23 protein-coding genes are annotated in these 23,977 nt (G+C 58.8%); 9 read left to right on the forward strand and 14 right to left on the reverse strand.

Features of this window, described 5'->3' with window-relative positions; all coding sequences use genetic code 11:
• Together ACR0MO_RS12260 and ACR0MO_RS12265 are read left to right on the forward strand one after the other, a co-directional pair.
• Positions 1-360, forward strand: a complete 360-nt coding sequence (locus tag ACR0MO_RS12260; protein ID WP_170453899.1) for an Ig-like domain-containing protein — start codon at positions 1-3, stop codon at positions 358-360.
• Between the two features lie 78 nt (positions 361-438).
• Complete coding sequence (locus ACR0MO_RS12265; RefSeq protein WP_170453900.1) at positions 439-1,965, forward strand: MFS transporter; 1,527 nt, start codon at positions 439-441, stop codon at positions 1,963-1,965.
• Between the two features lie 179 nt (positions 1,966-2,144).
• Here the strand turns inward: ACR0MO_RS12265 and ACR0MO_RS12270 are convergent, their stop codons facing one another.
• The 4 genes from ACR0MO_RS12270 to gpmI form a co-directional block, all read right to left on the reverse strand.
• On the reverse strand, positions 2,145-4,178 hold the full coding sequence (locus tag ACR0MO_RS12270) for an autotransporter family protein (protein ID WP_480891500.1): 2,034 nt from the start codon (positions 4,176-4,178) through the stop codon (positions 2,145-2,147).
• Between the two features lie 591 nt (positions 4,179-4,769).
• The gene (locus ACR0MO_RS12275; protein ID WP_170522571.1) at positions 4,770-6,110 is read right to left on the reverse strand and encodes a S41 family peptidase; all 1,341 of its coding nucleotides are present in this window, start codon (positions 6,108-6,110) and stop codon (positions 4,770-4,772) included.
• 6 nt (positions 6,111-6,116) lie between these two features.
• Positions 6,117-7,247, reverse strand: coding sequence for a murein hydrolase activator EnvC family protein (locus ACR0MO_RS12280; RefSeq protein ID WP_480891502.1), 1,131 nt, complete (start codon positions 7,245-7,247; stop codon positions 6,117-6,119).
• The gene (gene gpmI / locus ACR0MO_RS12285; protein WP_480891504.1) at positions 7,244-8,758 is read right to left on the reverse strand and encodes a 2,3-bisphosphoglycerate-independent phosphoglycerate mutase; all 1,515 of its coding nucleotides are present in this window, start codon (positions 8,756-8,758) and stop codon (positions 7,244-7,246) included. Before gpmI ends, ACR0MO_RS12280 begins: the two co-directional genes overlap by 4 nt.
• Before the next feature lie 214 nt (positions 8,759-8,972).
• Between gpmI and ACR0MO_RS12290 the strand changes: the two genes are divergently transcribed.
• Together ACR0MO_RS12290 and ACR0MO_RS12295 are read left to right on the forward strand one after the other, a co-directional pair.
• Positions 8,973-10,106 (forward strand): DUF819 family protein, encoded by a 1,134-nt coding sequence (locus tag ACR0MO_RS12290; RefSeq protein ID WP_480584854.1) that lies wholly within the window; start codon positions 8,973-8,975, stop codon positions 10,104-10,106.
• A 3-nt stretch (positions 10,107-10,109) separates the two neighbouring features.
• Positions 10,110-11,531 carry a pyridoxal phosphate-dependent decarboxylase family protein gene (locus tag ACR0MO_RS12295; RefSeq protein ID WP_480584856.1) on the forward strand — a complete coding sequence of 474 codons (1,422 nt, stop codon included), beginning with the start codon at positions 10,110-10,112 and terminating at the stop codon, positions 11,529-11,531.
• Here ACR0MO_RS12295 and ACR0MO_RS12300 read toward each other — a convergent pair.
• From ACR0MO_RS12300 to ACR0MO_RS12315, 4 genes are all read right to left on the reverse strand, one after another.
• The gene (locus tag ACR0MO_RS12300; protein WP_480891571.1) at positions 11,528-13,168 is read right to left on the reverse strand and encodes a sulfatase-like hydrolase/transferase; all 1,641 of its coding nucleotides are present in this window, start codon (positions 13,166-13,168) and stop codon (positions 11,528-11,530) included. The two genes, ACR0MO_RS12295 and ACR0MO_RS12300, sit on opposite strands and share 4 nt — an antisense overlap.
• 93 nt (positions 13,169-13,261) lie before the next feature.
• The gene (gene nqrM, locus ACR0MO_RS12305) at positions 13,262-13,498 is read right to left on the reverse strand and encodes a (Na+)-NQR maturation NqrM (RefSeq protein ID WP_170453907.1); all 237 of its coding nucleotides are present in this window, start codon (positions 13,496-13,498) and stop codon (positions 13,262-13,264) included.
• Between the two features lie 15 nt (positions 13,499-13,513).
• Positions 13,514-14,539 carry an FAD:protein FMN transferase gene (locus ACR0MO_RS12310; RefSeq protein WP_480873722.1) on the reverse strand — a complete coding sequence of 342 codons (1,026 nt, stop codon included), beginning with the start codon at positions 14,537-14,539 and terminating at the stop codon, positions 13,514-13,516.
• A 67-nt stretch (positions 14,540-14,606) separates the two neighbouring features.
• Positions 14,607-14,792, reverse strand: coding sequence for a hypothetical protein (locus tag ACR0MO_RS12315; RefSeq protein ID WP_170453909.1), 186 nt, complete (start codon positions 14,790-14,792; stop codon positions 14,607-14,609).
• A gap of 112 nt (positions 14,793-14,904) precedes the next feature.
• Here ACR0MO_RS12315 and ACR0MO_RS12320 point away from each other — a divergent pair, with 112 nt between their 5' ends.
• Positions 14,905-15,429, forward strand: a complete 525-nt coding sequence (locus ACR0MO_RS12320) for a CBS domain-containing protein (protein ID WP_170453910.1) — start codon at positions 14,905-14,907, stop codon at positions 15,427-15,429.
• Here ACR0MO_RS12320 and ACR0MO_RS12325 read toward each other — a convergent pair.
• The gene (locus ACR0MO_RS12325; protein ID WP_170622237.1) at positions 15,426-16,187 is read right to left on the reverse strand and encodes a metallophosphoesterase; all 762 of its coding nucleotides are present in this window, start codon (positions 16,185-16,187) and stop codon (positions 15,426-15,428) included. The two genes, ACR0MO_RS12320 and ACR0MO_RS12325, sit on opposite strands and share 4 nt — an antisense overlap.
• A 177-nt stretch (positions 16,188-16,364) precedes the next feature.
• On the opposite strand from ACR0MO_RS12325, the gene ACR0MO_RS12330 reads away from it, so the two are divergent.
• The 4 genes from ACR0MO_RS12330 to ACR0MO_RS12345 all read left to right on the forward strand — a co-directional run bounded on the left by ACR0MO_RS12330 (position 16,365) and on the right by ACR0MO_RS12345 (position 19,377).
• A complete protein-coding gene (locus ACR0MO_RS12330; RefSeq protein ID WP_480891506.1) occupies positions 16,365-17,378 on the forward strand; it encodes a GDP-mannose 4,6-dehydratase in 1,014 nt (337 codons plus the stop codon).
• Positions 17,379-17,391: 13 nt separating this feature from the next.
• Entirely contained in the window at positions 17,392-18,675 is a 1,284-nt protein-coding gene (tviB, locus tag ACR0MO_RS12335) for a Vi polysaccharide biosynthesis UDP-N-acetylglucosamine C-6 dehydrogenase TviB (RefSeq protein WP_170453912.1), read from the forward strand.
• A 94-nt stretch (positions 18,676-18,769) separates the two neighbouring features.
• On the forward strand, positions 18,770-18,994 hold the full coding sequence (locus ACR0MO_RS12340) for an AbrB/MazE/SpoVT family DNA-binding domain-containing protein (protein WP_170453913.1): 225 nt from the start codon (positions 18,770-18,772) through the stop codon (positions 18,992-18,994).
• Entirely contained in the window at positions 18,991-19,377 is a 387-nt protein-coding gene (locus tag ACR0MO_RS12345) for a type II toxin-antitoxin system death-on-curing family toxin (protein WP_480873711.1), read from the forward strand. Before ACR0MO_RS12340 ends, ACR0MO_RS12345 begins: the two co-directional genes overlap by 4 nt.
• A gap of 87 nt (positions 19,378-19,464) precedes the next feature.
• Here the strand turns inward: ACR0MO_RS12345 and nqrF are convergent, their stop codons facing one another.
• The 5 genes from nqrF to ACR0MO_RS12370 are packed head-to-tail and all read right to left on the reverse strand — an operon-like array spanning position 19,465 to position 23,976.
• Positions 19,465-20,688 (reverse strand): NADH:ubiquinone reductase (Na(+)-transporting) subunit F, encoded by a 1,224-nt coding sequence (gene nqrF, locus ACR0MO_RS12350; protein WP_480873708.1) that lies wholly within the window; start codon positions 20,686-20,688, stop codon positions 19,465-19,467.
• Positions 20,689-20,698: 10 nt separating this feature from the next.
• On the reverse strand, positions 20,699-21,307 hold the full coding sequence (gene nqrE / locus ACR0MO_RS12355) for an NADH:ubiquinone reductase (Na(+)-transporting) subunit E (protein ID WP_170453916.1): 609 nt from the start codon (positions 21,305-21,307) through the stop codon (positions 20,699-20,701).
• Positions 21,307-21,960: an NADH:ubiquinone reductase (Na(+)-transporting) subunit D gene (locus ACR0MO_RS12360; protein ID WP_152460184.1), complete on the reverse strand. Its 654-nt coding sequence runs from the start codon at positions 21,958-21,960 to the stop codon at positions 21,307-21,309. Before ACR0MO_RS12360 ends, nqrE begins: the two co-directional genes overlap by 1 nt.
• Positions 21,960-22,775, reverse strand: coding sequence for a Na(+)-translocating NADH-quinone reductase subunit C (locus tag ACR0MO_RS12365; protein ID WP_170522537.1), 816 nt, complete (start codon positions 22,773-22,775; stop codon positions 21,960-21,962). The genes ACR0MO_RS12360 and ACR0MO_RS12365 overlap by 1 nt, the downstream gene beginning before the upstream one ends.
• Positions 22,768-23,976 carry an NADH:ubiquinone reductase (Na(+)-transporting) subunit B gene (locus ACR0MO_RS12370; RefSeq protein ID WP_480891507.1) on the reverse strand — a complete coding sequence of 403 codons (1,209 nt, stop codon included), beginning with the start codon at positions 23,974-23,976 and terminating at the stop codon, positions 22,768-22,770. The genes ACR0MO_RS12365 and ACR0MO_RS12370 overlap by 8 nt, the downstream gene beginning before the upstream one ends.
• Position 23,977: the final 1 nt, after the last annotated feature.

Genomic DNA, 23,977 nt, shown 5'->3' on the forward strand with positions numbered 1-23,977 from the left:
ATGACGCAGCCCAGCTTGACCCCATCCAGCTTTGAAAACGGCATCTGGCAAGGCCATCTTGAGGCAGACACGCAGCCTCAGATCGAGGCCCGCTATCTGGGCGAAACCTTGTCTGGGGTCGAGGTCTCACCCGCCGATGGCGGTTGGACCATCACAGTGCCCGTTCCCGTTGCCGCCCTGTCCGAAGGCGTTCATAGCTTTGTCATCATCGACACGGCCAACACGCAAAAGCTGGGCGGTTTCACCATAATCGCGGGCGAGCCCGCCGCCGATGATCTGCGCGCCGAGGTCGAGCTGTTGCGCGCCGAACTGGAGATGCTCAAACGCGCCTTCCGCCGGATTTGCCGGGACGACGCCTGACCGCCTCGGGCCGGTTTCCCTATCTTTTCAGCCCTTTTCATGCATCATTGACCCACCAGGATCGAAAAAGGTGCGGATATGGAGCGGAGCAGCATCATAAAAGTCATCGCTTTGATGGTGACCGCCTTCGGCATCGGGATCGATTTTACCGGCGCCCTGATGCTGGTCCCGGCAATCGAGAACAGCTTTGACACCGATATCACCAGCACCCAATGGGTCCTGAATATCTATGCGCTGTTCTTTGCCATGACCATGGTAGCCGGGGGCCGCCTTGGCGATATGTACGGCCACCGCAAAATCATGATCATCGGCCTGACGATCTTTCTGTTTTCGTCGGTGATGTGTTTTGTGGCCCCCAGCCTCGATTTCCTGATCGGCGCGCGGGCGCTGCAAGGGATCGGCGCGGGCTGCGTCTGGCCCTGCACGCTGGCTTTCGGGGCCACCAAAGTCTCGCGTCAGGAACACCGCGCGCTGGTGATGGGTCTGATCCTGGCCGGCGTCACCTCGGGCAACGTCTTTGGTCCGATGATCAGCGGGCTTGCCGTAAACCTGGGCGAGTGGCGCTATTTCTTCCTGGCGAATGTGATTTTTTCCTGCATCTCGATGGCCACCGCGCTGGTCCTGATGGAGCGCGAGACCCAGCACAAGCAGGGCGAGCATATCGATTTCGCCGGTATGGGCCTGTTGTCCCTGGCCGTACTGCTTCTGCTTTACGGGCTTGATGTCGGCGCGGATTGGGGTTGGACCTCGGTTCCGCTGCTGCTTTTGTTCTTTGTCAGCGCGGTTCTGTTTTTCCTGTTCCCAAAGGTCGAGAAACGCGTGAAGGAACCACTGCTACTGCCGCAGATGATGCAGAACAAACAGTTCCGGATCACACTGGGGCTGAACATGTTCAACGTCTCCGCTGCCTTTGTCGCCCTGCTGTATTTCCCGCAATACATGCAAAAGGTGCTTGGCTGGTCGACCTTTGCCTCGGCTTTGGGGCTTGCTCCGCTGACCGTTCTGCTGGCCGTGGGCTCGATCGTGTCGGGGACGCTTTACAATGATTTCGGGCCCAAGCGGCTGTTGTTCTGGGGATACATGCTGGCCACCATCGGCTCGGCCAGCATCGTGCTTCTGCCCGGCGGGTTGGGGTATTTCCAGATCCTGCCCGGCATGGCGATGATCGGGCTGGGGGCAACGCTGACGGTTGGTCCGTCGGGCACCGCGGCAGTTTGTGCGGTCAAGCCCGAACGCGCCGGTCTGGTCGGTGGGCTGAGTTTCATGACCCACCTTGTTTACGGAGCGATCTCCGTCGCCTGCGCCACCGCGATCATGTATGTGGTGTCCCTGTCCAGCCTGCGCGACAAACTGGCCGCCGCCAAGATCACCCTGTCCGACACCGATCTGCGCGCCATCAACGGCGGCACACTCGATACAAACTCGGCCCGCGCGGTTTTGGCCAAATTTGATGCGGATCAGGTCGAAACGGTCAAATCCGCCCTTTCAGCGGCCTTCAACAGCGGCATGAGCATGGCCTTTGTCTTTTCCACCATCTCGGTCTCGGTCGGTATTCTTCTTGCGCTGAGGCTGGACGAAAGCAAACTGCACAAGATCGAGGGATGAAGAAGGTCCGCGCCCTGCTGCAAGCAACTTACCAGAAGTATTGCGAGGCCAGATACAAAGCACAGTGTACTAAACTACTCTAAAATTTAACCCTCGCATATTTCTGGGAATGTACCGCACCCGGGAACGGCGGCAGTGCGCAACAAAGCCGCAGTTTAATCGATGGCTTTTTTTACTGATCAGAACAGTACGCTTAAATTTGCTCCCAGGCCATGTTCTTCGCCATTGGAACGAGCCGAATAACTGTACCCTGCCGTGAACCTAGTTTGCTCAGACATCTGATACCCTAGCCCCAGCCCAAGAACGAACCCATTGGCTCCTCGGTTTTGTCCGACTTGAGTGAATGTCCCAAATATCGGGCTCGTAACGGTGATTTCGTGTTCCCTGTTCTTGTTGGCATAGAAGTCGTACTCGTAGCGGGCAAAGGCTATTGGTGTGAGCAAACCATTCTCGGTTAAGAAGTCCTGTTGATAGTCAATTCCAATGGAAGCGATCAGGGACTCCGCATCCGCATTTTCAACTGAATAGTTAAAGTCACCGCCCCCGGTCTCTGTCCCAGAGCCTTGCCGGATGCGACCATAATTCAATCCAAAAACTGTGGACATTCTTGCACCGCTTTTCAGGTTGACCAGCTTCCTTGCCTGAACACCGGCGTGAATTCCCTCTTGGTCAAGATCCGATTTTGCCTCACCTCCAGTAAAGCCATCAAGAGAAGGGTTAATCCGCCTGGCGTCGGTTTCACCGAACATGTATCCGATCAACCCGGAAAATTCCCAGGTTCCGGTTGTCGTACGACCGTAAACACCAGCGTGATAGCTGTCGGTCGAAAAGTCTTGATCGACTTGATCGTGCTCATCCATAGAGGACGTCCCAACGCCTGCGTAAACGCCAACGACCCCTCTATCGGAACTTACGACATCCGCACCGGCCACAATGGTGCTGAGCGAATAATCGAATGTTCCGAGGCCGTCACTGCCATCGACATTGCCACTCACATAAGCTGTATCGATCCACCAGCGACGATCAGCACAGTCTATTGCACCAGTCCTGTTCTGGATGGCATCGATGTCACCGGACGCAATGGGTTGGTCCTGGGTCCTGAAGCCAACGGATTGATACCTGCGACAATCTGCGTGGCTAAGCACAGCGTTGGTTATCAGGTCCAGTTGCTCCAACCCGATTGTCAAATTTGAGGAATAGGGCTCGGCATGTACCCGATTGAACCCGGCCAACCCAGCATTGGTTAGCGTGCTGACAGCGTTGCCCAAAGTCGCGCCACTGCTAAGCATGGTTCCCGGCGAAGTGCTTGCCGTGTTCGCAACTGCTCCGGAAAGGTTACTGGCATTGGGAGAGCCTGCAACTAGGGGGTTCTGCGGCAGGCTTGAAACGGGCAGCGTCGTAAACGCTATATCAATTCTACCGTCTGCCGTTGGCACATTTGCGATACTCAAGCTGGAGAGAGCTGGCAAGGAACCCCCGGCAACAAGTATGGGGGTGTCACCGTCGAAACTGGAAGCTTGAAAGACTGTGTAATCGTTGCCAGACGCATAGTCTTGTGCTGACAAACCGGGTCGAGCTGCTTCGACCTGTATCCTCGCACGATTGATTCCGGTCACTGGACCGGTGGATGTAACCAAGTCGGCTTTTTGTCCGGCTAAGGGATCAACTTCAGTCAAGATGGTTGATCCGGCATCAAAGGCGATCCCTCCAGTGTTGTGGAGCGTTCCGATAGAAAAGCCCGGCGAAAGTACGCCGCCGTTTTTTACCGTGAAATTGACGGCATTTACCGTGCCATTGCCCGCCAAAGTGCCAAAATTGTCGAAGTTAAAGGAAGAAAGACTGCTTGACGCATCCAGGCGCAACGTTGTTCCGGCGGCAATCTCCATATCGCTGGTTGAAGAAATCGAACTATTGGTCAGTGTAAAATCAGAAGCCTCAACAATCCGAGTTTGAATAAAATATGCACCGAAAACGACTTCGGTTGCTCCCACAACCGTCAGGTTGTCGTAGGTTAACGGACGGTCGGATTGAAAGTACACTTCGGTGGGGTCGATGTTTTGGCCATTGAATGGCGCAAACGTCATGGATCGGCCCGATCCAATCGAAGTGTTGATCAGATTTACTCTAAGCTTGCCGTTCAGGTTTGTAGCCAGCGCTTCTCGGGAAACAAAGTCTCCACTACCTGCTGCGACATCTACATTAAGCAGGGTCAATACTGAAGCGTTACTGGGAACTACGTTCCGACCCGGGACATATATCTCGATCTCCCCAGAGGACGTTATTGATGAGTTTTCAATAGTAAGTCCCGTTATCGGTCCATTCGGGATTGGAAGACACGTACGCTCGGTTGTAGAGATAGTTTGGTTTGTAAGAGTAGTTTCAGATCCAGATGAATACTCTACTCGAGGCGATCCCAATTCAGCGCAAACCTGTGAGCTTTGGGCTTGTGCGCTGGCTGACAACAAAAAGTAAGCTAAACTTACGAATGTTAAACTCGTCAAAGCCACGCGCTGCAATTTGCGACCCAAATCGATCGGGCTATTGATTATCACCAACTGTCTCCTCTCGCGGCAAAAGGCGAAACCACTTCACCATCATAAGGCTTGAAGAGAACAATTCATATATTTGTTTTTGATAGGAAATTCCTGTGGCATTTGAGCAAATTCACCAAACGAACACCGTTTGCTTTGGCACCCACAACTACCATTCACACGTTGTCGATCGCGCACTTATTCGCACACGATCAACACTTTTGGTCAGAGGTTCGGCCCTACTCCGCCCCGCGTCCCTAATGCCCAAGCGCCTTACTGCGAAGGCCCGTTTGGATTGAAAGCCGACAGACCCTTGAGGATATCTATGGCGTAGGCCAGCTGGTAATCCTCTTCCCGCAGTTCAGCGGTGGCTTCGGCCTTGGCGCGGTCTTCTTCGATCTGGCGGATTTCGTCCTCGCTCAGGCTGTCATTGTCCAGACTGCCGCGCAGTTCGGCCTCGGACCGGGTGAAGCGGTTTTCCTCTTCTTCCTCGGTTTCGGGCTGCGGGCGCGGCTGTTCGACGATGATGTCGGGGCTGACGCCAAGCGCCTGGATCGAGCGTCCCGACGGCGTGTAATAGCGCGAGGTCGTCAGGCGCATCGCCCCGTCGCCCCGCAGCGGCATCACCGTCTGGACCGAGCCTTTGCCAAAGCTCTTGGTACCGACCACGATGGCGCGGCGGTGATCCTGCAGGGCACCGGCCACGATTTCCGAGGCCGAGGCCGAGCCGCCGTTGATCAGAACAACGATCGGCTTGCCTTCGGCCAGGTCACCGGGGGTTGCGTTGAACCGCTCGCCCTCTTCCGGGTTGCGGCCACGGGTCGAGACGATCTCGCCTTCGTTCAGGAACGCGTCCGACACCCGGATCGCCTGCGTCAGCAGACCGCCGGGATTGTTGCGCAAATCCAGCACGACGCCATTGACCTTTTCGATGCCACCGGCTTCGGCGATCTGTTCTTCCAGCCCGGCCTGCAGGTTGGGGAAGGTCTGATCGTTAAACGTAGTCACCCGCAGCACCACGCTGGTGCCCTCGGTGCGGGCGCGCACGGCGGTCAGTTTGATCGTGTCGCGGATGATGGTGACGTCGAATGGCTCGGGCTCGCCTTCGCGGACAACGGTGATGATGATCTCGGAGCCCACCGGCCCGCGCATCAGCTCAACGGCCTTGTCCAATGTCAGGCCCAGAATGCTTTCGCCATCCACATGAGTGATGAAATCCCCGGCCTCGATCCCGGCCTCATCGGCGGGCGTGTCATCGATGGGCGAGACGACTTTGACAAAGCCTTCTTCCTGCGTGACTTCGATGCCAAGGCCACCGAACTCACCCCGCGTCTGCACGCGCATCTGTTCGGCATCATCGGGGGACAGGTAGCTGGAGTGCGGATCCAGCGAGGTCAGCATGCCGTCAATTGCCGCTTCGATCAGTTCCTCGGGCTCGACCTCTTCGACATATTGCGCGCGAATGCGTTCGAAGATGTCACCGAACAGGTCCAGTTGCTGATACACATCGGCCTTCTTTTCGGCCTCTTGCGCCAGCAACGGGCCTGCAATCTGAGTGGTTGCAATGATGCCTGCCACGGTTCCGGCCAGTCCGGCCATCACAAATTTCTTCATACTCGTTTATCCATCCTTGCTGGTCCGAAACCACGATTCCGGGTCCACGGGGCTGTTGTCTTCTCTTACCTCTATATAGAGCGTTTCTGACCGGTCAGTTCCAGTGCCATCACCAGTTGTTGACAAAATAGCGCCGATTTCCGGGGTTTCACCGGGCATCAGCCCAACCGGTGTGCCTTCGGGGATCACTTGTCCGATGTCGCCATAGACCTCTTGCAAGCCGGAAAAAACAAACAAAAGCCCCGGTTGCGGTTCCAGAATAATCAGGTTTCCAAGGTCCAGCAGCGGGCCGCGATAGCGAATGGTTGCCGCAGTGGGCGCAGTCACCAGCGCGCGGGGCCGTGTGCCCAGGACCAGACCGGGGCGCGTCACGCCCGCCGCGTCTGTTTCGCCTGCCCTGTGCAGAAGAATGCCCTGAACCGGCAGCAATATATCACCCTTGCGACCCGAGACGCTGGCATTGGTGGCCGCAATCTCCCCTTCCGAGATTTCGGACAATCCGCTGGCAAACCCGTCCAGCGTTTCGGTCGACGAGATCAGGATCGCCGTCTTGATCGGATCCTCGACAAAGCGCTGCGGCAGGTCGGTGCGGTCGGCAATCGCCTCGCTCAGACGGGTGCGGGCCGATTGCACACCGGTCAGGCCTTCGGTCAGGGTTTCGGCGGCGTCCTGTTGCAACAGGCGCAGGGTCTGAACCTCTTGCAGATCACGCGCCAAAGCTTCGGCCTTGGCGTTTAGGCCCGGTGTGACCTCGGACAGCATCATGCCGGTGCGGGCCGCGCCCAAAGGGCCAGAGGGATGCAGCATCAGAACCGGCGGTGCGGTGGTCTCGATCGTCTGCAACACACCCAGCAGCTGCGCCACATCCTTTTCGCGGGCGCGCAATTCGGCAGACAGCTGCGCCTCACGCGTGGCGGCCATGCGCAAACCGTCGCGCATGGCGGACAGTCCGGCCTCGTAGCCCTGGATCGTCTGGGTCAGGGCCCGCACGCGGTCCCGCGCGCTATCGGCTTCGGTCAGTGAAACCGAGGCCTGTTCCAGCATCTCGGCCGCTGCCAGCGCCGCCTCAGACGGATTGCTTTGGGCCGTCGCCGAACCGGCGAGACACAGCGCGACTGCGACGGCCAGACCCCTCATGACAGCAGGCTTTCCCCGGTCATTTCAGGTGGCTTGGGCAGGTCCATCAGGTCCAGAAGCGTTGGCGCAAGATCCGACAATCGCCCGCTTCGCAACGCGGCACCTGCGGGGCCACCGACCAGAGCAACCGGCACCGGGTTCAGCGTATGCGCGGTATGTGGCCCGCCGGTTTCCGGATCGACCATCATTTCGCAATTGCCGTGATCGGCTGTGACGATCATCGCGCCCCCGGCGGAGTTCAATGCTTCGACGACCTGTGCCAGACCCTGATCCACGGCTTCGCAAGCTTTGATCGCGGCCTGCAAATCGCCTGTATGCCCAACCATGTCCGGATTGGCATAGTTGGTGACGATCAAATCATAGCCCGCCTCAATCGCCTCGACGAATTTGGCGGTCACTTCGGTCGACGACATCTCGGGCTGCAGATCATAGGTCGCCACTTTGGGCGATTTGGGCATGAAGCGGTCCTCGCCTGCCTCGGGCACCTCTTTGCCGCCATTCAGAAAGAAGGTCACATGGGGGTATTTCTCGGTCTCGGCCAGCCGGAACTGGCGCAGGCCCTGTTTGGCCACCCATTCGCCCAGCGTGTTCACGATGGCGCGTTTCGGGAACACCGTTGTCATGTAACCGTTGTGGCCGTCGGAATACTCGACCATCCCCAGCAATGCCGACAGCGCCGGGCGCGGGCCGGTATCGAAATCGGCAAAGCCCGGCTCGCCAATGGCGCGCAGGATTTCCCGTGCGCGGTCGGCGCGGAAGTTCAGGCAAAAGAACCCGTCGCCGTCTTTGACACCCTTATAGCCATCCAGCACCGTGGGCGAGATGAATTCATCGGTTTCCGATTGGTTGTACGCGTGATCGACCGCGCCATGTGCGGAACTGGCCGCGCGACCCTGCCCTTTGATCATGGCGTTATACGCCTCTGACACGCGCTCCCACCGGTTGTCGCGGTCCATCGCAAAGTAACGCCCGCTGACGGTGACAATGCGCGCGCCTTCGGGCAGACGATCCTCAAGCTCGGCGATGTACCCAAAAGCCGATTTCGGGGCAACGTCGCGCCCATCCGTCACCGCGTGCAACGCTACCGGCACCCCGGCATCGGTGATTGCCTTGGCCGCAGCGACGATGTGATTCACATGGCCATGCACGCCGCCGTCCGAGGGCAGACCCATCAGATGCGCCGTACCACCCGCCGCCTTCACCTTGGCGATAAAATCCTGCAACGTTTCATTGTCGAAGAAGGATCCATCCTCGATGGCAAGATCGATCTGTCCAAGATCCATCGCCACAACCCGGCCCGCGCCGATATTGGTATGGCCAACCTCGGAATTGCCCATCTGCCCGCTGGGCAGACCCACATCCGGGCCGTGGGTGATCAGCGTGGCATGCGGGCCCTGAATGATCGCATCGAAGGTGGGCGTTTTCGCCAGATAAGGCGCGTTGGCCTGCGTGTCCTCGGACAATCCCCAACCATCGAGAATGCACAGGACTACGGGTTTGGGCGTGGCCATTTTACTCTCCGGTAACTGCTCTTGGCGAACCTTCTACCCGGTGACCGCCGGGGGGTGAACCGCCTTTGAGGCAATTGGCGCAGATTTAATCAACCGCTCATCGGGCACAGAGGCCCGGATTTCCATACCCCAACACGCAGCGAACCTTACGTCACGCCACCTTGCGCCATTGAGGTCGGGCTGCCTAGTCTCGACCACAGGGGAGAGGACAGTCATGCAGCCAGAGATTGCGGTGTTTGCACTGATCTACGTATTCGCGCCTGCCGCGCTGATGCTGTTGGCGCGGCATTGGGCGCTGGCCGGGCGGCTGGGGCCGATTGTGCTGTGCTATATGGGTGGTCTGGCGCTGGGTTTGTCGGGCCTGCAACCCGAACCGGCCCAGCACATCCGCAACAGCGTGATCGAGGCCAGCCTGGGGCTTGCCCTTCCGCTGCTGCTGTTTGGCGTCAATCTGCGCGCCTGGGGTCGGATCGCCGGATCAGCCCTTTTGTCCATGGTGTTGGCCGTGTTGTCGGTAAGTCTTGTTGCTACCGGTCTGTTCTACGCGTTCAACGCAGGCGGCACCGAACAGGCCGAGCAGCTGTCGGGCATGGCCGTCGGCATGTATACTGGCGGGCTGGCCAATATGGGCGCGATCAAGCTCGCGCTGGATATCCCCGAGGGTCGCTATCTGCTGTTTGCCACCGTCGACACCGTTGTTGGCGCAGCCTACCTGCTGTTTGTGCTGACGCTGGCCCCTGTGGTCTTTGGGCGATTCCTGAAGCCCTTTGCCGGAGGCGTTGAAACCAATTCGCCGGAACCGGCCGAGGCCACCCGGCCCAACTGGATCGCACACGGGCTGATTGCGTTGCTTGGGGCCTCGATGTGTGTCGGTGCGGCATTGACCTTGGCCCCTTTCGTCACCTTCGCCGCGCCGCAGGTGATGATCGTCGTTCTGCTGACGACGCTGGGCATTCTGGGGTCCCTGACCCCGTCCTTACGCCAAAACCGGGCCGCGCCGCATATGGGGATGTATCTGCTTTATGTATTTTCGTTCAGCGTTGCGGCCTCGATGGATCTGGCAAAGCTGCGCGACTTGGATCTGGCCGTTCTGGGGTTCGTCCTAATAGCAACCTTTGGCAGTTTTGCCCTGCATGCGCTGCTGGCGCGATTGGCGGGGGTGGATCGGGACACGTTTCTGATCACCTCGGTCGCTGCTGTCATGTCTCCTGCCTTCGTGCCCATGATCTCGCGCAGCCTGCGCAACCCGGCGATCTTGATGTCGGGAATGGCAACCGGCATTCTGGGTTTTGCCATCGGGAACTATCTGGGCATTTCTCTGGCGCTGCTGCTGGCCCAAGGGGGATAGGATATGGACCATCAGAAACTACCGGAAACCGGCCGCCCCGAGGGTGAGATACTGGACCAGCTCAAGTCCTTTGCCGAGGATGACCCGAATTATCGCGATGGCCGGACCTGGAGCCTGGTTTACCATCTGGATAACGACCACGACGCCTTCACCGCCAAGGCCTACAGCGCGTTTTCTTCGGCCAACGGCCTGAACCCTGCCGCGTTTCAAAGCCTGAAACGGATGGAGACCCAGATCATCTCGACCATGGCCGGTCTGCTGCATGGCGGGCCGGACACGTGCGGCGTTGTGACGGCGGGTGGGACGGAAAGCTGCCTGATGGCGGTCAAAACCTATCGCGATATGGCGCGCAAACGGCGCAAGGTGACACGGCCCAACATGATCCTGCCCAAGACGGCGCATGTGGCATGGTTCAAGGCAGCGGAATATTTCGGGGTCAAGGCGCGCCTGCTGCCAATGGCACCGGATTATGCGACCGACATTTCCCGGCTGAAGCGAATGATCAACGCGGGCACGGTCATGATCCTGGGTTCAGCCCCGGAATACCCGCATGGCACCATCGACCCGATTGCCGAAATGGGGGCGATTGCGCAGTCCAAAGGCATCCCGCTGCATATCGACGCCTGCGTCGGCGGGCTGATCCTGCCGTTCATGGAGCGGAACGGGGTTGACCTGCCCGACTGGGATTTCCGGGTTCCGGGCGTCACCTCGATCTCGGCCGACCTGCACAAATATGGCTATGCGGCCAAGGGGGCCTCGACCATCCTCTATCGCGATCTGGACCTGCTGAAACACCAGATGTTCATCTGTCAGGACTGGCCCGGCGGAGTCTTCGCCTCTCCCGCTCTGCTGGGCACCCGACCGGGCGGAGCCTATGCTGCCGCATGGGCGGTGATGCAAAAGCTGGGGGTCGAGGGCTATTGTCGGCTGGCCAAAGACACGACCGAGGCGGTCGAAAAGCTGAAAGCAGGCATCACAGCGATCGACGGGCTGCGCATTCTTGGCAACCCGCAGGGGCCGTTGCTGGCTTATGGGTCAAGCGACCCAAAGCTGAACATCTACGCCGTTGCGGATCAGTTGGAGCGGGCGGGTTGGAACATCAACCGGGTGCAAAACCCCGATGGCATCCACTGCATGGTCACCGCCAAACACCTGCATGTAACGGATGAATACCTGGCTGATCTGGCGCAGGCCGTCGCCACCGTGCGCGCCAATCCCGAACTTGCCAAGACCGGCGGGGCGGCAACCTATGGCATGATGGCCCATGTCCCCCTGCGCGGAATGGTCAAATCCAAAGTGCTGGATGTGTTTGCCGAGATGTATCGCGCGGGCGGCGGCGGATTACATCTGGACGATGGCAAAGCACCGAACCTGCTGGAACGCAGCATGGCGCGCTATGTGCAATGGAAAGCGCGGCGCAGCTAGTCTTTCAGGTAGGTTTTGTAGGGTTTTGCCTTGCGGTTGCGGTACTTGACCGTCAGGTCCAGAGGCATCTCGTTTTCGTCGTAAACCCCCAAGACAATCCCCCTGCCCCGGCTTTTGCTCCGCATCTCGATCAGTTGCTGTTCCGACCGGGTGGTGCGCTGCGACGGGCGGCGGGTCCAGGCGAACAGATGCTCGTACATCTCAGCGATCACCTCGGCATGATCGGTACTGTCGCCCAGATCGATCAGTTCCTGCGGGTCGTTTTCCAGATCGAACAGGATGGGGCGGTGCCCGCCCTCGCAATTGATCAGCTTCCAGCGCTTGTTGGCGACCATGAACATCACTGCATCCCGGACCGAAGCATTCAGACGCTCGGCAATGGGTGAGGCGGAATAATCGTATTCGCAGATCACCACATCCCGTGGCACCTCTTGCACCTGCCCATGCAGGATTGGCAGCAGGGAATGACCTTCGAGGATATGGTTGGCCACTTCCCCTCCGGCCACATCGACGAAAGTAGGCGCTAGGTCGATGGACTCGACCAGCGCGTCACAGACCGTACCGCGCGTGGCGTCGGCCTCGGGCGAGGGGTCGTAGATGATCAACGGCATCTTGGTCGAGGCATCGTGGAAGAAGGTTTTCTCACCCATCCAGTGATCGCCCAGAAAATCCCCGTGATCCGAGGTGAGAACGATCATCGTATCGTCCATCCGCCCGGTCTGTTCCATCCAGTCGAACAGGCGGCCCATCTGGTCGTCGGCCTGCTTGATCAGGCCCATATAGGCGGGGATCACGGCCTCGCGGACCTCCTGACGAGAAAAGGTCTGGCCGATCTTGGTGTCCATGAATGCCTTGAGCACCGGATGCGCGTTCTGGCGTTCTACCTCGGATCGCACAACGGGCAGCACATGTTCGGGGCCGTACATCGAGGCATAGGGTTCCGCCACGATGTAGGGCCAATGGGGTTTGATAAAGCTCAGATGGCAACACCACGGGCCGTCATGGGTTTCCATGAACTCCATGCCGCGCCCGGTCAGATAAGGCGTTTCGCTATCCTCTTCGGCTATATTCGCGGGCTCAGTTGCGTTCTTGAGGAACCAGCCGGACAGAACGTTGCCCTCAGCATCCAACCCGGAATTGGCGAAGTCGTGCCATGGGTTATCGCTCTCGTACCCTTTGGCAGTCAGATACTTGTTGTATTCCTTCGCGCCGTCCGGGTCGTAATAGCCATCTGGCCCCTCGGGCAACATTCCGTCGTCTCGCTCGAAAACATCAAAGCCGCATTCGGCCACGCGGGCCCCGATCAGGCTGTCAGGTTCCAGCCCCAGCCGAGCCATGCCTTCGGCGTCGGCGCGCATATGGGTCTTGCCGACAAGGTAACAATCCATACCGGCCTTGCGCAGATGGTCGCCCATCGTGATCTCGCCCACTTTCAGCGGAATGCCGTTCCACGACGCGCCGTGGGAATGCACGTAGCGCCCGGTATAGGTGGACATGCGGGAACTGCCGCAGATCGGCGACTGAATATAGGCCCGGTCAAACCGCACACCACGGGCGGCCAAACGGTCAATGTTCGGAGTGTGCAGATGCGGATGCCCGTAACAGCTCAGATAATCCCAGCGCAGCTGGTCGAACATGATGAACAGGATGTTTCTGGCTTTGGCCACGCGCGCCTCCCGACTGGTCCGGGGGCTATCTAGCCAGTTCCAACGGCGCTGCGCAAATGCAGATCAGGACTGACGTTCCATCTGTTCCAGCATCTTCTTGGCGCGCTTGCACTGAAGCTGATCGCGCAGGGGGCTGTTCGGGTCTACATCCTTTTGGCAGACCACGCATTTATCCGCGCCCGAGATCGCGTTCAGACCACCGCAGCTGCCCTTGATGGTCTTACCCATCAGCATCACACCCAGCGACATGCCGACCATGACCAGAGACAGAAGAATAAAGGCCAGAATGAAGGTGCTCATGTCGGTTCCTACCGGTCAGTTGGTTCCCAGGGCGTCTTTGAACGCGCTGCTGTGGACGGTTATATAGGCATCGTCGCCGCCTGTCACATCGCGCGAGATGAAATACACGGCAAGTTTATACTGTTCGGCCAGTTCCATACCCTTTTCCTGCCCCAGCGCCAGCATGGCAGTCGCCCAGGCATCGGCCATCATCGCGTTTTCGGCCAGAACCGTGACCGAGGTCGTGCGATGCGTGATCGGACGCCCGGTGGTCGGGTCGATGATATGCGAATAGCGCACGCCATCCTGCTCGAAGAAGTTCTTGTAATCGCCCGAGCTGGCCATGCCGCGATCATCCAGCGACACAATCAACTGCACGCTCTGCGATCCGGCCTCGGGTTTTTCGATGCCGATCCGCCAGGCCTCGCCCTGATCGTTCTGGCCCTTGGTGACCAGATCGCCGCCGATTTCGACCAGATAATCCTCGATCCCCGCATCCTGCAGGGTTTCGGCCACCGCATCGATGCCATAGCCCTTGGCAATCGCTGACAGGTTGATCCCGACAGACGGATCAGATTTCGCCAACGTGCCAGCCGAGGCATCCAGCGTCAAAAGTCGCGCCTGCCCCACACCATTCAGGGCGGCCTGAATATCGGCATCCGATGGCACCGGATCCTCGGGCTTGCGCGGGCCAAAGCCCCAAAGCTCGATCAGCGGGCCCAGTGTGACGTCGAAAGTACCGCCGGTTTTCTCATGCACATCATTTGCCGCCGCCAAGACCAACGCGAATTCGTCAGAGATCGCCACCGGGTCGGTGCTGGTTGAGGCCGAGAAGGTCGAAACCTCGGAATTCGGGTCCCAGTTCGACATCTTGGCGTTGACCTCGGCCAGTGCCTGTTCGACCGATGCGGCCAGCGCGGCCTCGTCCAGATCCTCGCCAATTGCGGTGATGTTGAAGGTCGTGCCCATCGTCTCGCCCGACAGGCGCACCACGTCGGGTTCCTTGTCGAACAGGCAACCGGTCAGAAAGGATGCAAGGGCCAGTGCAGACAACAGACGCATGGATCGGTCTCCGGGGAAAATCAGTGCCCGGCATATGCCAGCGCCCCCTGTCAGAGTCAAACCGGCTTCACAGCTTCAGCGGCAAAAAGCCCAGCACCAAAAGGCCGATCCCCGCCGGAAGCCCGAACAGCCACGCGCGTTTCTGCCAACCCTCGGGCTGTTGTTTCCACGCCATGCGGAAATTATGGCCACAGACGACCACCGCAAAGAAGATCAGCGCCGCGATGGGGGGTGTCAGGTACAGATCGCTCACAAGGTCAGACTCCGGGTTTTCGCCGATCAGGGCATTTGCACCCTATACAGGCCATTTAGCTGCGCTAAGGTAAAAGGGAAAGACACTGCAAGAACCAAGAAGGAGATTGCCCATGGCCCCAACCTCTTACCAGGCACCGATGCGCGGCGATAAAGACAAAAAGACGACGCACAGCCAAACGACGGGGTCCAATCTGGCGCAGTCACAGACGACCGTGGCCAAACTGCTTGAGGGCAAGGGCGACTCGGTGTTTTCAGTGCGCCCGAACGAGACGATCCATTCCGTGGTCAACACCCTGAAAGAAAAGCGGATCGGGGCTGTTCTGGTAACCGATCAGAACGGCGCGCTGCAGGGGATTCTGTCGGAACGCGACATCGTGCGCCGGATGGCGGACACGCCCGGCCAGACCCTGCCGCAATCGGTCGAGGATCTGATGACGCGCGAGGTCAAGACCTGCTCGCCCGATGATCCGTTGAACGAAGTTCTGAAAACGATGACCGAGGGCCGGTTCCGCCACATGCCGGTCCTGCGCGATGGCAACCTGTGCGGCGTGATCACAATCGGCGACGTGGTGCATTTCCGCCTTAAAGAACTGGAATACGAAGCGCTGCGCATGAAGCAGATGATTGTCGGTTAGGTCGAGGTAAACCGCACCCCGCCCCTGAATATCTCAGCCGCCGTCAGGCGGCTGGTGGAATAGGCCCCGGTATCGATTGAGACAACCCCGTTCTGCGCCCGCGCGTGGGCGACAATCGTGTGCCCGTGCACAACCCATTGCCCGTCCTGTCTGGCCTGAACCCGGAACATCGGATGCCCCCACAGGCAAATCTGGCGCAATTGTGCGTCCAGCGCCTTGCGCGGGTCCAAAGCGGCGTGGACAACCGTGACATTCCCGCTGGTCCAGCTGAGCGGGCGGTTTGACAGCCAGCTCAGCAACTCATTTCCCATGGCTTGCCGCAGCTCTTCGGCTACGGCAACGGCCTGTTCGCCTTCTGTCACCTCGGCACCGCCTGACACTCCGAACGAGTTCAGCGTCTCAACGCCGCCGTTTTGCTGCCAAAGGTGACCCACACGCTTTGGGTCTTCGACAAAACGCAACAGCATCTCTTCGTGATTGCCCAGCAAACAGATGATCCGCCCGCCCGAGGATTCGCTGAGGTGGTGCAGGTGATGCAGAACCTGTGCGCTGCTGTCGCCGCGATCCACGTAGTCGCCGACAAACACCCATGGACACGTATCATCCAGACGAGGCAGTAGATCCTGTAACAGGTCCAGCCGCCCGTGAATGTCCCCGATTGCGATGAACCGCTCCTCGGGCGCGATTTCCGGCGCGTCAACCTCTGCGGTCTGCGCGTCACCCTGCCCGAACAACCCTTTGATCCAGTTCCTAACCATCACAGTCTTTCACTACCCGGCCTGATGCGTTCCGACAATCGGCAATTCCGGGCCATGGCACGATGTTGACCAATCCGGTTGCAGATTTGCTATGACGGATAAAAGGGAGATTCTACTTGACCTTGCAGCAAGGAGAGTATCCCTGATGCCTAGGGTTTTATTGTGTTCGAGGGTTTTATGAAGCGAGTTTTGATTACCGGTACAGCGGGTTTCATCGGGTTCCATCTGGCCAAGCTGCTGCTGTCAGAAGGGTTCCGCGTTCATGGTTATGACGGGATGACCGACTATTACGACGTCACCCTGAAACAGCGCCGCCATCAGATGCTGATGCAGACGCCGGGCTTCACCGCAACCGAGGCCATGCTGGAAGACCACGACCAACTGATGAAAATCGCCGATGAGTTTCAGCCCGAAGTCATTGTGCACCTCGCCGCCCAGGCCGGTGTCCGCTACAGCCTGGAAGAACCGCGCAGCTACATAAACTCCAATGTTGTCGGCACCTTCAACGTGATGGAGGTCGCGTGTGTGCATAAGGTCGATCACCTGCTGATGGCCTCGACCTCGTCGGTCTACGGCGCGAATGAGGATATGCCCTTTACCGAGGTCGAAAAGGCCGACACGCAGCTGACCATCTACTCGGCCACCAAAAAGGCGAATGAGGCGATGGGCCATTCTTACGCGCATCTGTGGGACCTGCCGACCACCATGTTCCGCTTTTTCACCGTCTATGGCACCTGGGGACGGCCCGATCTGGCGCTGTATAAATTTGTTGATGCGATTCTGGATGATCGTCCGATCGACATCTACAACCATGGTGACATGTATCGCGACTTCACAAATGTGAACGATCTTGTTCGCGGCATCCGATTGTTGATCGATGTGCCTCCGGTCCGGCCCGCAAGCGCGGAGGAGATCGAGGACGGAGACAGCCTGTCCCCGGTCGCCCCCTATCGGGTCGTCAATATCGGCAATGGCGACAAGGTGCGCCTGATGGACTTCGTGGAAGCCATCGAAGAGGCGGTGGGCAAAGAGGCGATCCGCAATTACATGCCGATGCAGATGGGCGATGTTCCCGCCACTTGGGCCAATACCGACCTGCTGCAACGCCTGACGGGATACCGCCCGCAAACCGATTTCAAGGATGGAATCGCGCGCTTTGTCGAGTGGTTCCGAGAGTATCACGGCAAATAAGGGGCAAAGCTTGATGCTGGACACAAACCCGGATGCCCGCAAGATCGCTGTTATTGGACTGGGCTATGTCGGCCTGCCGCTGGCCGTGGCCTTTGGCAAGATCGGTCCGGTCGTCGGCTTTGACATCAACCAGCCGCGCATCGACGCCTTGCGCGGCGGCAATGATGCCACGCAAGAGGTCGAGCCCGAAGATCTTGCCGCCGCCTCAGGGCTGAGCTTTACCACCAACGTCTCGGATCTGGCCGACTGTGACACCTATATCGTCACCGTGCCCACCCCGATTACACCGGGCAAACGGCCGGACCTGTCGCCTTTGCTGGCGGCGTCCGAAACGGTTGGCGGCGTTCTGAAACCCGGTGATCTGGTGATCTACGAATCCACCGTCTATCCCGGCGCGACCGAGGAAGACTGTGTGCCGGTGCTGGAACGCGCCTCGGGCCTGCGGTTCAACGCCGATTTTTATGCAGGCTACAGCCCTGAACGGATCAATCCCGGCGATAAGACCCACCGGATTGCAGATATCTGCAAAGTCACCTCGGGCTCGACCCCCGACGTGGCCGATCTGGTCGATGCGCTTTACGCGCGGATCATCACCGCCGGAACCCACAAGGCCGAGAGCATCCGCGTCGCCGAGGCCGCAAAGGTCATTGAGAACACGCAACGAGACTTGAACATTGCCTTGGTGAACGAACTTGCGATGATCTTCGGCCGGATGGAAATCGATACCGAGGCCGTTCTGCGCGCCGCAGGCACCAAGTGGAACTTTCTGCCCTTCCGCCCCGGTCTGGTCGGTGGGCATTGTATCGGCATCGACCCCTATTACCTGACCCACAAGGCCGAGGCGGTGGGGCACCACCCTCAGATCATCCTCGCCGGGCGGCGCCTGAATGACGGGATGGGCGGTTATGTGGTCTCGCAACTGATCAAGCGGATGACGCGCGACGGTATCAATGTCGGCGCGGCGCGGGTTCTGGTGCTGGGGCTGACCTTCAAGGAAAACTGCCCGGACCTGCGCAATACACGCGTGGTTGATATTATCGAGGAACTGCAAAGCTATGGCGTCAGCGTCGATGTGCACGACCCGCATGCCGACCCGGCAGCGGCGCAGGCGGAATATGGTCTGTCCCTGATCGATACGCCACAGGACGGGACCTATGATGGCGTCATTCTGGCCGTCGCGCATGAGGAATACAAAACGCTCGATCCGGCCCAATTCCGCGCCTATGGCAAATCGCAAAGCATCGTCTATGACATCAAATCCTGCCTGCCGCGTGAGGCCAGCGATCTGAGGCTTTAGGCCTAGATCCGACAAGCCTTGGGGGCCTCAAGCCCCTAGGCTTGCGAAATGGGGCCGCTTTCGGTATATACATCCATATATACCGGAGGTCCAAATGATCGAAACCAAGATCCGCAAGGTCGGAAACTCGGCCGTTATGACATTATCGACCGAAATGCTGACCATCCTCGATGCCAAGGAAGGGGACACTCTTTTTGTGCTGCGCGGGGATGATGGCACGTTGAAAGTCATGGCGCATGACCCTTCGGTGGCCGAGGCGCTGGCAGCGGCCGAGATCGTCATGGATGAAAACCGCGATCTTCTGCAGGCCTTGGCTTGAAGCTGCGGATCTGGGTTCCGCTGGCCGCAGTCATCGCCATTCACGACCGACAAATCTCGCGCCATGGCGGCGCGCCCGGTATGCGCGACCGGGCGCTGTTGGAGATGGGCTGCGCACGCGCCATGAATCTGGCGGCCTATGAAGATGCCGATCTGGCGGCAATCGCAGCGGCCTATGCGTTCGGCATCGCCAAGGCCCATGCGTTCATCGACGGCAACAAACGCACGGCTTTCGTCACCGCCCTGACCTTTCTGAGGCTCAATGGATATGCCTTCCTGCCCGACCCGGTCAAAGGTGTCCAGATGATAGAAGACCTTGCAGCGGGTCAGGTTGACGAGGCGGAATTTGCGGCCTGGCTGAAGGCTGGCTGGACGCAGATCTAAGCCGTCTCGGCAATTGCTTAAGATCACCAAATAGCAAAGCCCCGCTGCGAATGAGCGGGGCTTTGCTATCTTGGTCCTGCGTTAATCTTACCCGCCGAAATCGTCGAGCATGATGTCTTCGCGATCCACGCCCAGATCCAGCAGCATGTTGATGACCGACTGGTTCATGATTGGTGGGCCACACATATAGAACTCGCAATCCTCAGGCGCGGGATGGTTCTTGAGGTATTCGTCGTACAGAACGTTATGGATAAAGCCGGTGTAGCCTTTCCAATCGTCCTCGGGCTGAGCATCCGAAAGCGCCACGTGCCATTCGAAATTGTCAAACTCTTCGGCCAGCTGATCGAAATCCTCGACAAAGAACATCTCTTTCTTCGAACGCGCGCCGTACCAGAAGGTGATCTTGCGGTTGCGGTTCTCAAGACGCTTGAGCTGGTCGAAAATGTGGCTGCGCATCGGGGCCATACCGGCACCACCGCCGATGAAGACCATCTCTTTTTCCGTCTCGCGGGCAAAGAACTCACCAAACGGACCCGAGATCGTCACCTTATCACCCGGTTTCAGGTTGAAGATATACGACGACATCTGACCGGCCGGGATCCCTTCGGAGCCCGGAGGCGGTGAAGCAACCCGGACGTTCAGCATGATCATGCCCTTTTCATCCGGATAGTTGGCCATCGAATAAGCACGTTCGATCGGCTCGTTCACGACGGACTCGTATTGCCACAGATTGAAGCGGTCCCAATCCTCGCGATACTCTTCCTCAACGTCGAAATCGGTGTATTTCAACTGGTGCGCGGGGGCCTCGATCTGGATGTAACCACCGGCGCGGAAGTTCACATCCTCGCCTTCGGGCAGGTCCAGCGTCAGTGCCTTGATGAAGGTGGCCACGTTCTCGTTCGAGCGAACGGTGCATTCCCACTTCTTGACGCCAAAGACCTCTTCCGGGACTTCGATCTCCATATCCTGCTTGACCGCAACCTGACAGGACAGGCGGTCGCCGCAGGATGCCTCGCGCTTGGTGATGTGGCTTTCCTCGGTCGGCAGGATCGACCCGCCACCCGAATGCACACGCACCCGGCATTGCGCACAAGTACCGCCGCCGCCGCAAGCGGAAGGAACGAACAGTTTCTCGGCCGCCAGCGTTTGCAGCAGCTTGCCACCCGCCGGAACGGATACGGTTTTCTCACCGTTGATCGTGATGTTGACGTTACCGGTCGACACCAGGCGCGAGCGGGCGGCCATGATGATGGCAACCAGTCCCAGAACGATCAGAGTGAATAGGATGACGCCTAAGCTAAAGGTTTCCATTGCGCCCTCCTTACAGTTTCACGCCCGAGAAGGACATAAAGGCCATAGCCATCAGTCCCGCGGTGATGAAGGTGATGCCAAGACCCTGCAAGCCGTCCGGAATGTCCGAATATTTCAGCTTTTCGCGCACACCCGCCATCGCGGTGATCGCCAGCGCCCAGCCAAAGCCCGAAGACAGACCATAGGTCGCCGCCTCGGCAAAGTTATAGTCGCGCTCCACCATGAACAGCGAGCCACCAAGGATGGCGCAGTTCACCGTGATCAGCGGCAGGAAGATCCCCAGCGCGTTGTAAAGCGGCGGGAAATACTTATCCAGGATCATCTCGAGGATCTGAACCATCGCCGCGATGACACCGATATACGAGATCAGGCCAAGGAAGGTCAGGTCCACATCCGGGAACCCGGCCCAGGCCAGCGCGCCCGGTTTCAGCAGGTAGTTCAGCAGCAAGTTGTTGGCAGGCACGGTGATCGCCTGAACCAGCATCACCGAAATCCCCAGACCCAGCGCTGTCGAGATCTTCTTCGAAACGGCGATGAAGGTACACATCCCCAGAAAGAAGCTGAGCGCAAGGTTTTCGACAAAGATGGCCTTTACGGCCAGTGAGATCAGACCTTCCATCAGTGGGCCTCTACCTGCTGAATTTTGTATTCACGCTCTTCCACCTGGTTCGGCTTCCATGTGCGGAAGGCCCAGATGATCAGACCGATGATGAAGAACGCCGACGGGGGCAGCAGCAACATGCCGTTGGGCACGTACCAGCCACCGTTGTTGACGGTCTCCAGAATGGTGACGCCAAACAGCGACCCGGCGCCGAACAGCTCACGAATGAAGCCGACCAGCAGCAGGATCAGACCATAGCCCATGCCGTTGCCCATGCCGTCGATGAAGGACGCGACCGGGGGGTTCTTCATCGCAAACGCCTCGGCGCGGCCCATCACGATACAGTTGGTGATGATCAGGCCAACGAAAACCGACAGGGTTTTCGAGATCTCAAACGCGTAAGCCTTGAGGATCTGGTCCACCAGGATCACCAGCGAGGCGATGATCACCATCTGCACGATGATCCGGATCGAGCCCGGGATCTGGTTGCGCAGGCACGAGATGAAGAAGGACGAGAACGAAGTCACGAAGATCACCGCCAGCGCCATCACCATCGACACCTGCAGCGACGAGGTCACCGCCAGCGCGGAACAGATGCCCAGCACCTGCAAGGTGATCGGGTTGTTGTCGACAAGCGGGTCGACCAGCATCTCTTTCTTGGTCTGAGACATTAGAACTCTCCTGCTTGCAGCTTGGCCAGGAACGGAGCGTAGCCCGCGTCGCCCATCCAGAATTTCACCAGGTTATCGACACCCACCGAGGTCAGGGTCGCCCCCGCCAGCGCGTCGATATAGAAATCAGGTCCGGCCGCAGGCTGGGATTTCGACACGGTGATCTGCAGATCGCCATTGTCATCGCGCAGCTTTTTACCGTTCCACAGCGCCTTCCAGCGGGGGTTGTCCACCTCGGCCCCAAGGCCCGGGGTTTCGCCATGCTGATAGAATTGCAGACCGTAGATATCGTTGCCGTTATTTTCCAGCGCGATAAAGCCATAGAGCGTGGACCACAGGCCATAGCCGTGCAGCGGCAGGATCACCTTGTCCAGATCGCCCGCATCGTCGCGCAGCAGGTAGATTACGCGATACTTCGACTTGCGGCCAATACCAGCCGGGTCATCGTCCAGCGCAACGCTCAGCTCAGGATCGCTGGCGGCGGCAATGTCGTCGAAGGTGGCCGGGTCGAACTGGTCATCGACGAAATCGCCGGTGGACAGTTCCACAACATGCGGCTCGAACGCGGCGAAAGCTTCGGTCACGTCGGTGCCCGGCTCATAAACGCCTGCCACCTGCAACACGTTGATCTGCTTGTCCTTCAGGCGGTTGACCTCTTGCACCGGGCGCAGGCTGACCGCCGCGGCTGAGACAACCATCGAGGCGACAAGACAGACGGCGACCGCGATGAAGATCGTCTTGCCGACCGAATCCGGCGAGGCCGCCAGAAACTTGGCAATCGCGCCCTTGGGTTCTGGGGATTGCGTATCAGACATGGCGACGCGCCCTCCGTTTGATGTTGGCCTGAACGACGAAATAGTCGATCAGCGGTGCAAAGACGTTGCCGAACAGAATGGCCAGCATCATGCCTTCGGGGAAAGCCGGGTTGATGACACGGATCATCACAACCATGACACCGATCAGCGCACCATAGATGTAGCGGCCCATGTTGGTGTGGCTTGCGGAAACCGGCTCGGTCACCATGAAGGCCAGACCGAAGGCGTAGCCGCCGATGACGATGTGCCAATACCATGGCATCGCAAACATCGGGTTGGTATCCGATCCGATCAGGTTCAGCAGCAGGGTAAAGCCAATGGTGCCCGCCAGACAGCCGATGATCAGGCGATAGTTTGCAATCCGCGTGGCCAGCAGGAAGGCCAAACCGATCATACAGGCCAGCGTCGAGGTTTCGCCAAAGCTGCCCTGAATCGAGCCAAAAAACGCATTCCACCAGGTGATGCCATCAGCGGCCAGCGCCTGAAAGCCCTGAGACGCCGAGACAGACAGAGCAGTCGCGCCCGAGAACCCGTCAACCGGCGTCCAGACCGTGTCACCGGACATGCTGGCCGGATAAGCGAAATACAGGAACGCCCGACCTACCAGAGCGGGGTTGAGGAAGTTCTTGCCGGTGCCGCCAAACACCTCTTTCCCGATCACAACGCCGAAGATGATCCCCAGCGCCACCTGCCACAGGGGCGCAGTAGCTGGCATGATCAGCGTGTAAAGCATTGAGGTGACAAGGAAACCTTCGTTTACTTCGTGCCCGCGCACGGTGGCAAAGATGACCTCGAAGATACCGCCTGCAACCAGCGTCACGATGTAGATCGGCAGGAAATACATCAGCCCGTGCATCACATTGGCAAAGATGCTGTTGGGGTCCAGCGAAATCCCAAACATCTGCAACAGTGCAATCCGCCAACCGGTCGCCGAGTCAGGCCCCAGCGCAGCAATGGCCGAGTTCGCCTGAAAACCGGTATTGTACATCCCCCACAGGATGCAGGGGATTGTCGCGAACACGACATAGGTCATGATCCGCTTCATATCGATATACGACCGCACATGCGGCGCAACTGTGGTTACGGTTTTCGGAGTGTAGATGAAGCTTTCCACCATCTCGTAGATGGGGAAGTACTTCTCGTACTTGCCGCCCTTGGTAAAGTTCGGCTCGATCCGATCAAAGAAGCTGCGCAAACCCATT

Source organism: Ruegeria sp. K5 (assembly GCF_056531805.1).

Bases quoted from the DNA above. Each gene is read 5' to 3' on its own strand.
- nqrM (WP_170453907.1), bottom strand. From the start codon at position 13,498: ATGAGCACCTTCATTCTGGCCTTTATTCTTCTGTCTCTGGTCATGGTC.
- ACR0MO_RS12310 (WP_480873722.1), bottom strand. From the start codon at position 14,539: ATGCGTCTGTTGTCTGCACTGGCCCTTGCATCCTTTCTGACCGGTTGC.
- ACR0MO_RS12340 (WP_170453913.1), top strand. From the start codon at position 18,770: ATGATCGAAACCAAGATCCGCAAGGTCGGAAACTCGGCCGTTATGACA.
- ACR0MO_RS12320 (WP_170453910.1), top strand. From the start codon at position 14,905: ATGGCCCCAACCTCTTACCAGGCACCGATGCGCGGCGATAAAGACAAA.
- ACR0MO_RS12295 (WP_480584856.1), top strand. From the start codon at position 10,110: ATGGACCATCAGAAACTACCGGAAACCGGCCGCCCCGAGGGTGAGATA.
- ACR0MO_RS12330 (WP_480891506.1), top strand. From the start codon at position 16,365: ATGAAGCGAGTTTTGATTACCGGTACAGCGGGTTTCATCGGGTTCCAT.
- ACR0MO_RS12275 (WP_170522571.1), bottom strand. From the start codon at position 6,110: ATGAAGAAATTTGTGATGGCCGGACTGGCCGGAACCGTGGCAGGCATC.
- ACR0MO_RS12325 (WP_170622237.1), bottom strand. From the start codon at position 16,187: ATGGTTAGGAACTGGATCAAAGGGTTGTTCGGGCAGGGTGACGCGCAG.
- ACR0MO_RS12370 (WP_480891507.1), bottom strand. From the start codon at position 23,976: ATGGGTTTGCGCAGCTTCTTTGATCGGATCGAGCCGAACTTTACCAAG.
- ACR0MO_RS12265 (WP_170453900.1), top strand. From the start codon at position 439: ATGGAGCGGAGCAGCATCATAAAAGTCATCGCTTTGATGGTGACCGCC.
- gpmI (WP_480891504.1), bottom strand. From the start codon at position 8,758: ATGGCCACGCCCAAACCCGTAGTCCTGTGCATTCTCGATGGTTGGGGA.
- tviB (WP_170453912.1), top strand. From the start codon at position 17,392: ATGCTGGACACAAACCCGGATGCCCGCAAGATCGCTGTTATTGGACTG.
- nqrE (WP_170453916.1), bottom strand. From the start codon at position 21,307: ATGGAAGGTCTGATCTCACTGGCCGTAAAGGCCATCTTTGTCGAAAAC.
- ACR0MO_RS12300 (WP_480891571.1), bottom strand. From the start codon at position 13,168: ATGTTCGACCAGCTGCGCTGGGATTATCTGAGCTGTTACGGGCATCCG.
- ACR0MO_RS12360 (WP_152460184.1), bottom strand. From the start codon at position 21,960: ATGTCTCAGACCAAGAAAGAGATGCTGGTCGACCCGCTTGTCGACAAC.
- ACR0MO_RS12290 (WP_480584854.1), top strand. From the start codon at position 8,973: ATGCAGCCAGAGATTGCGGTGTTTGCACTGATCTACGTATTCGCGCCT.
- ACR0MO_RS12260 (WP_170453899.1), top strand. From the start codon at position 1: ATGACGCAGCCCAGCTTGACCCCATCCAGCTTTGAAAACGGCATCTGG.
- nqrF (WP_480873708.1), bottom strand. From the start codon at position 20,688: ATGGAAACCTTTAGCTTAGGCGTCATCCTATTCACTCTGATCGTTCTG.
- ACR0MO_RS12280 (WP_480891502.1), bottom strand. From the start codon at position 7,247: ATGAGGGGTCTGGCCGTCGCAGTCGCGCTGTGTCTCGCCGGTTCGGCG.
- ACR0MO_RS12365 (WP_170522537.1), bottom strand. From the start codon at position 22,775: ATGTCTGATACGCAATCCCCAGAACCCAAGGGCGCGATTGCCAAGTTT.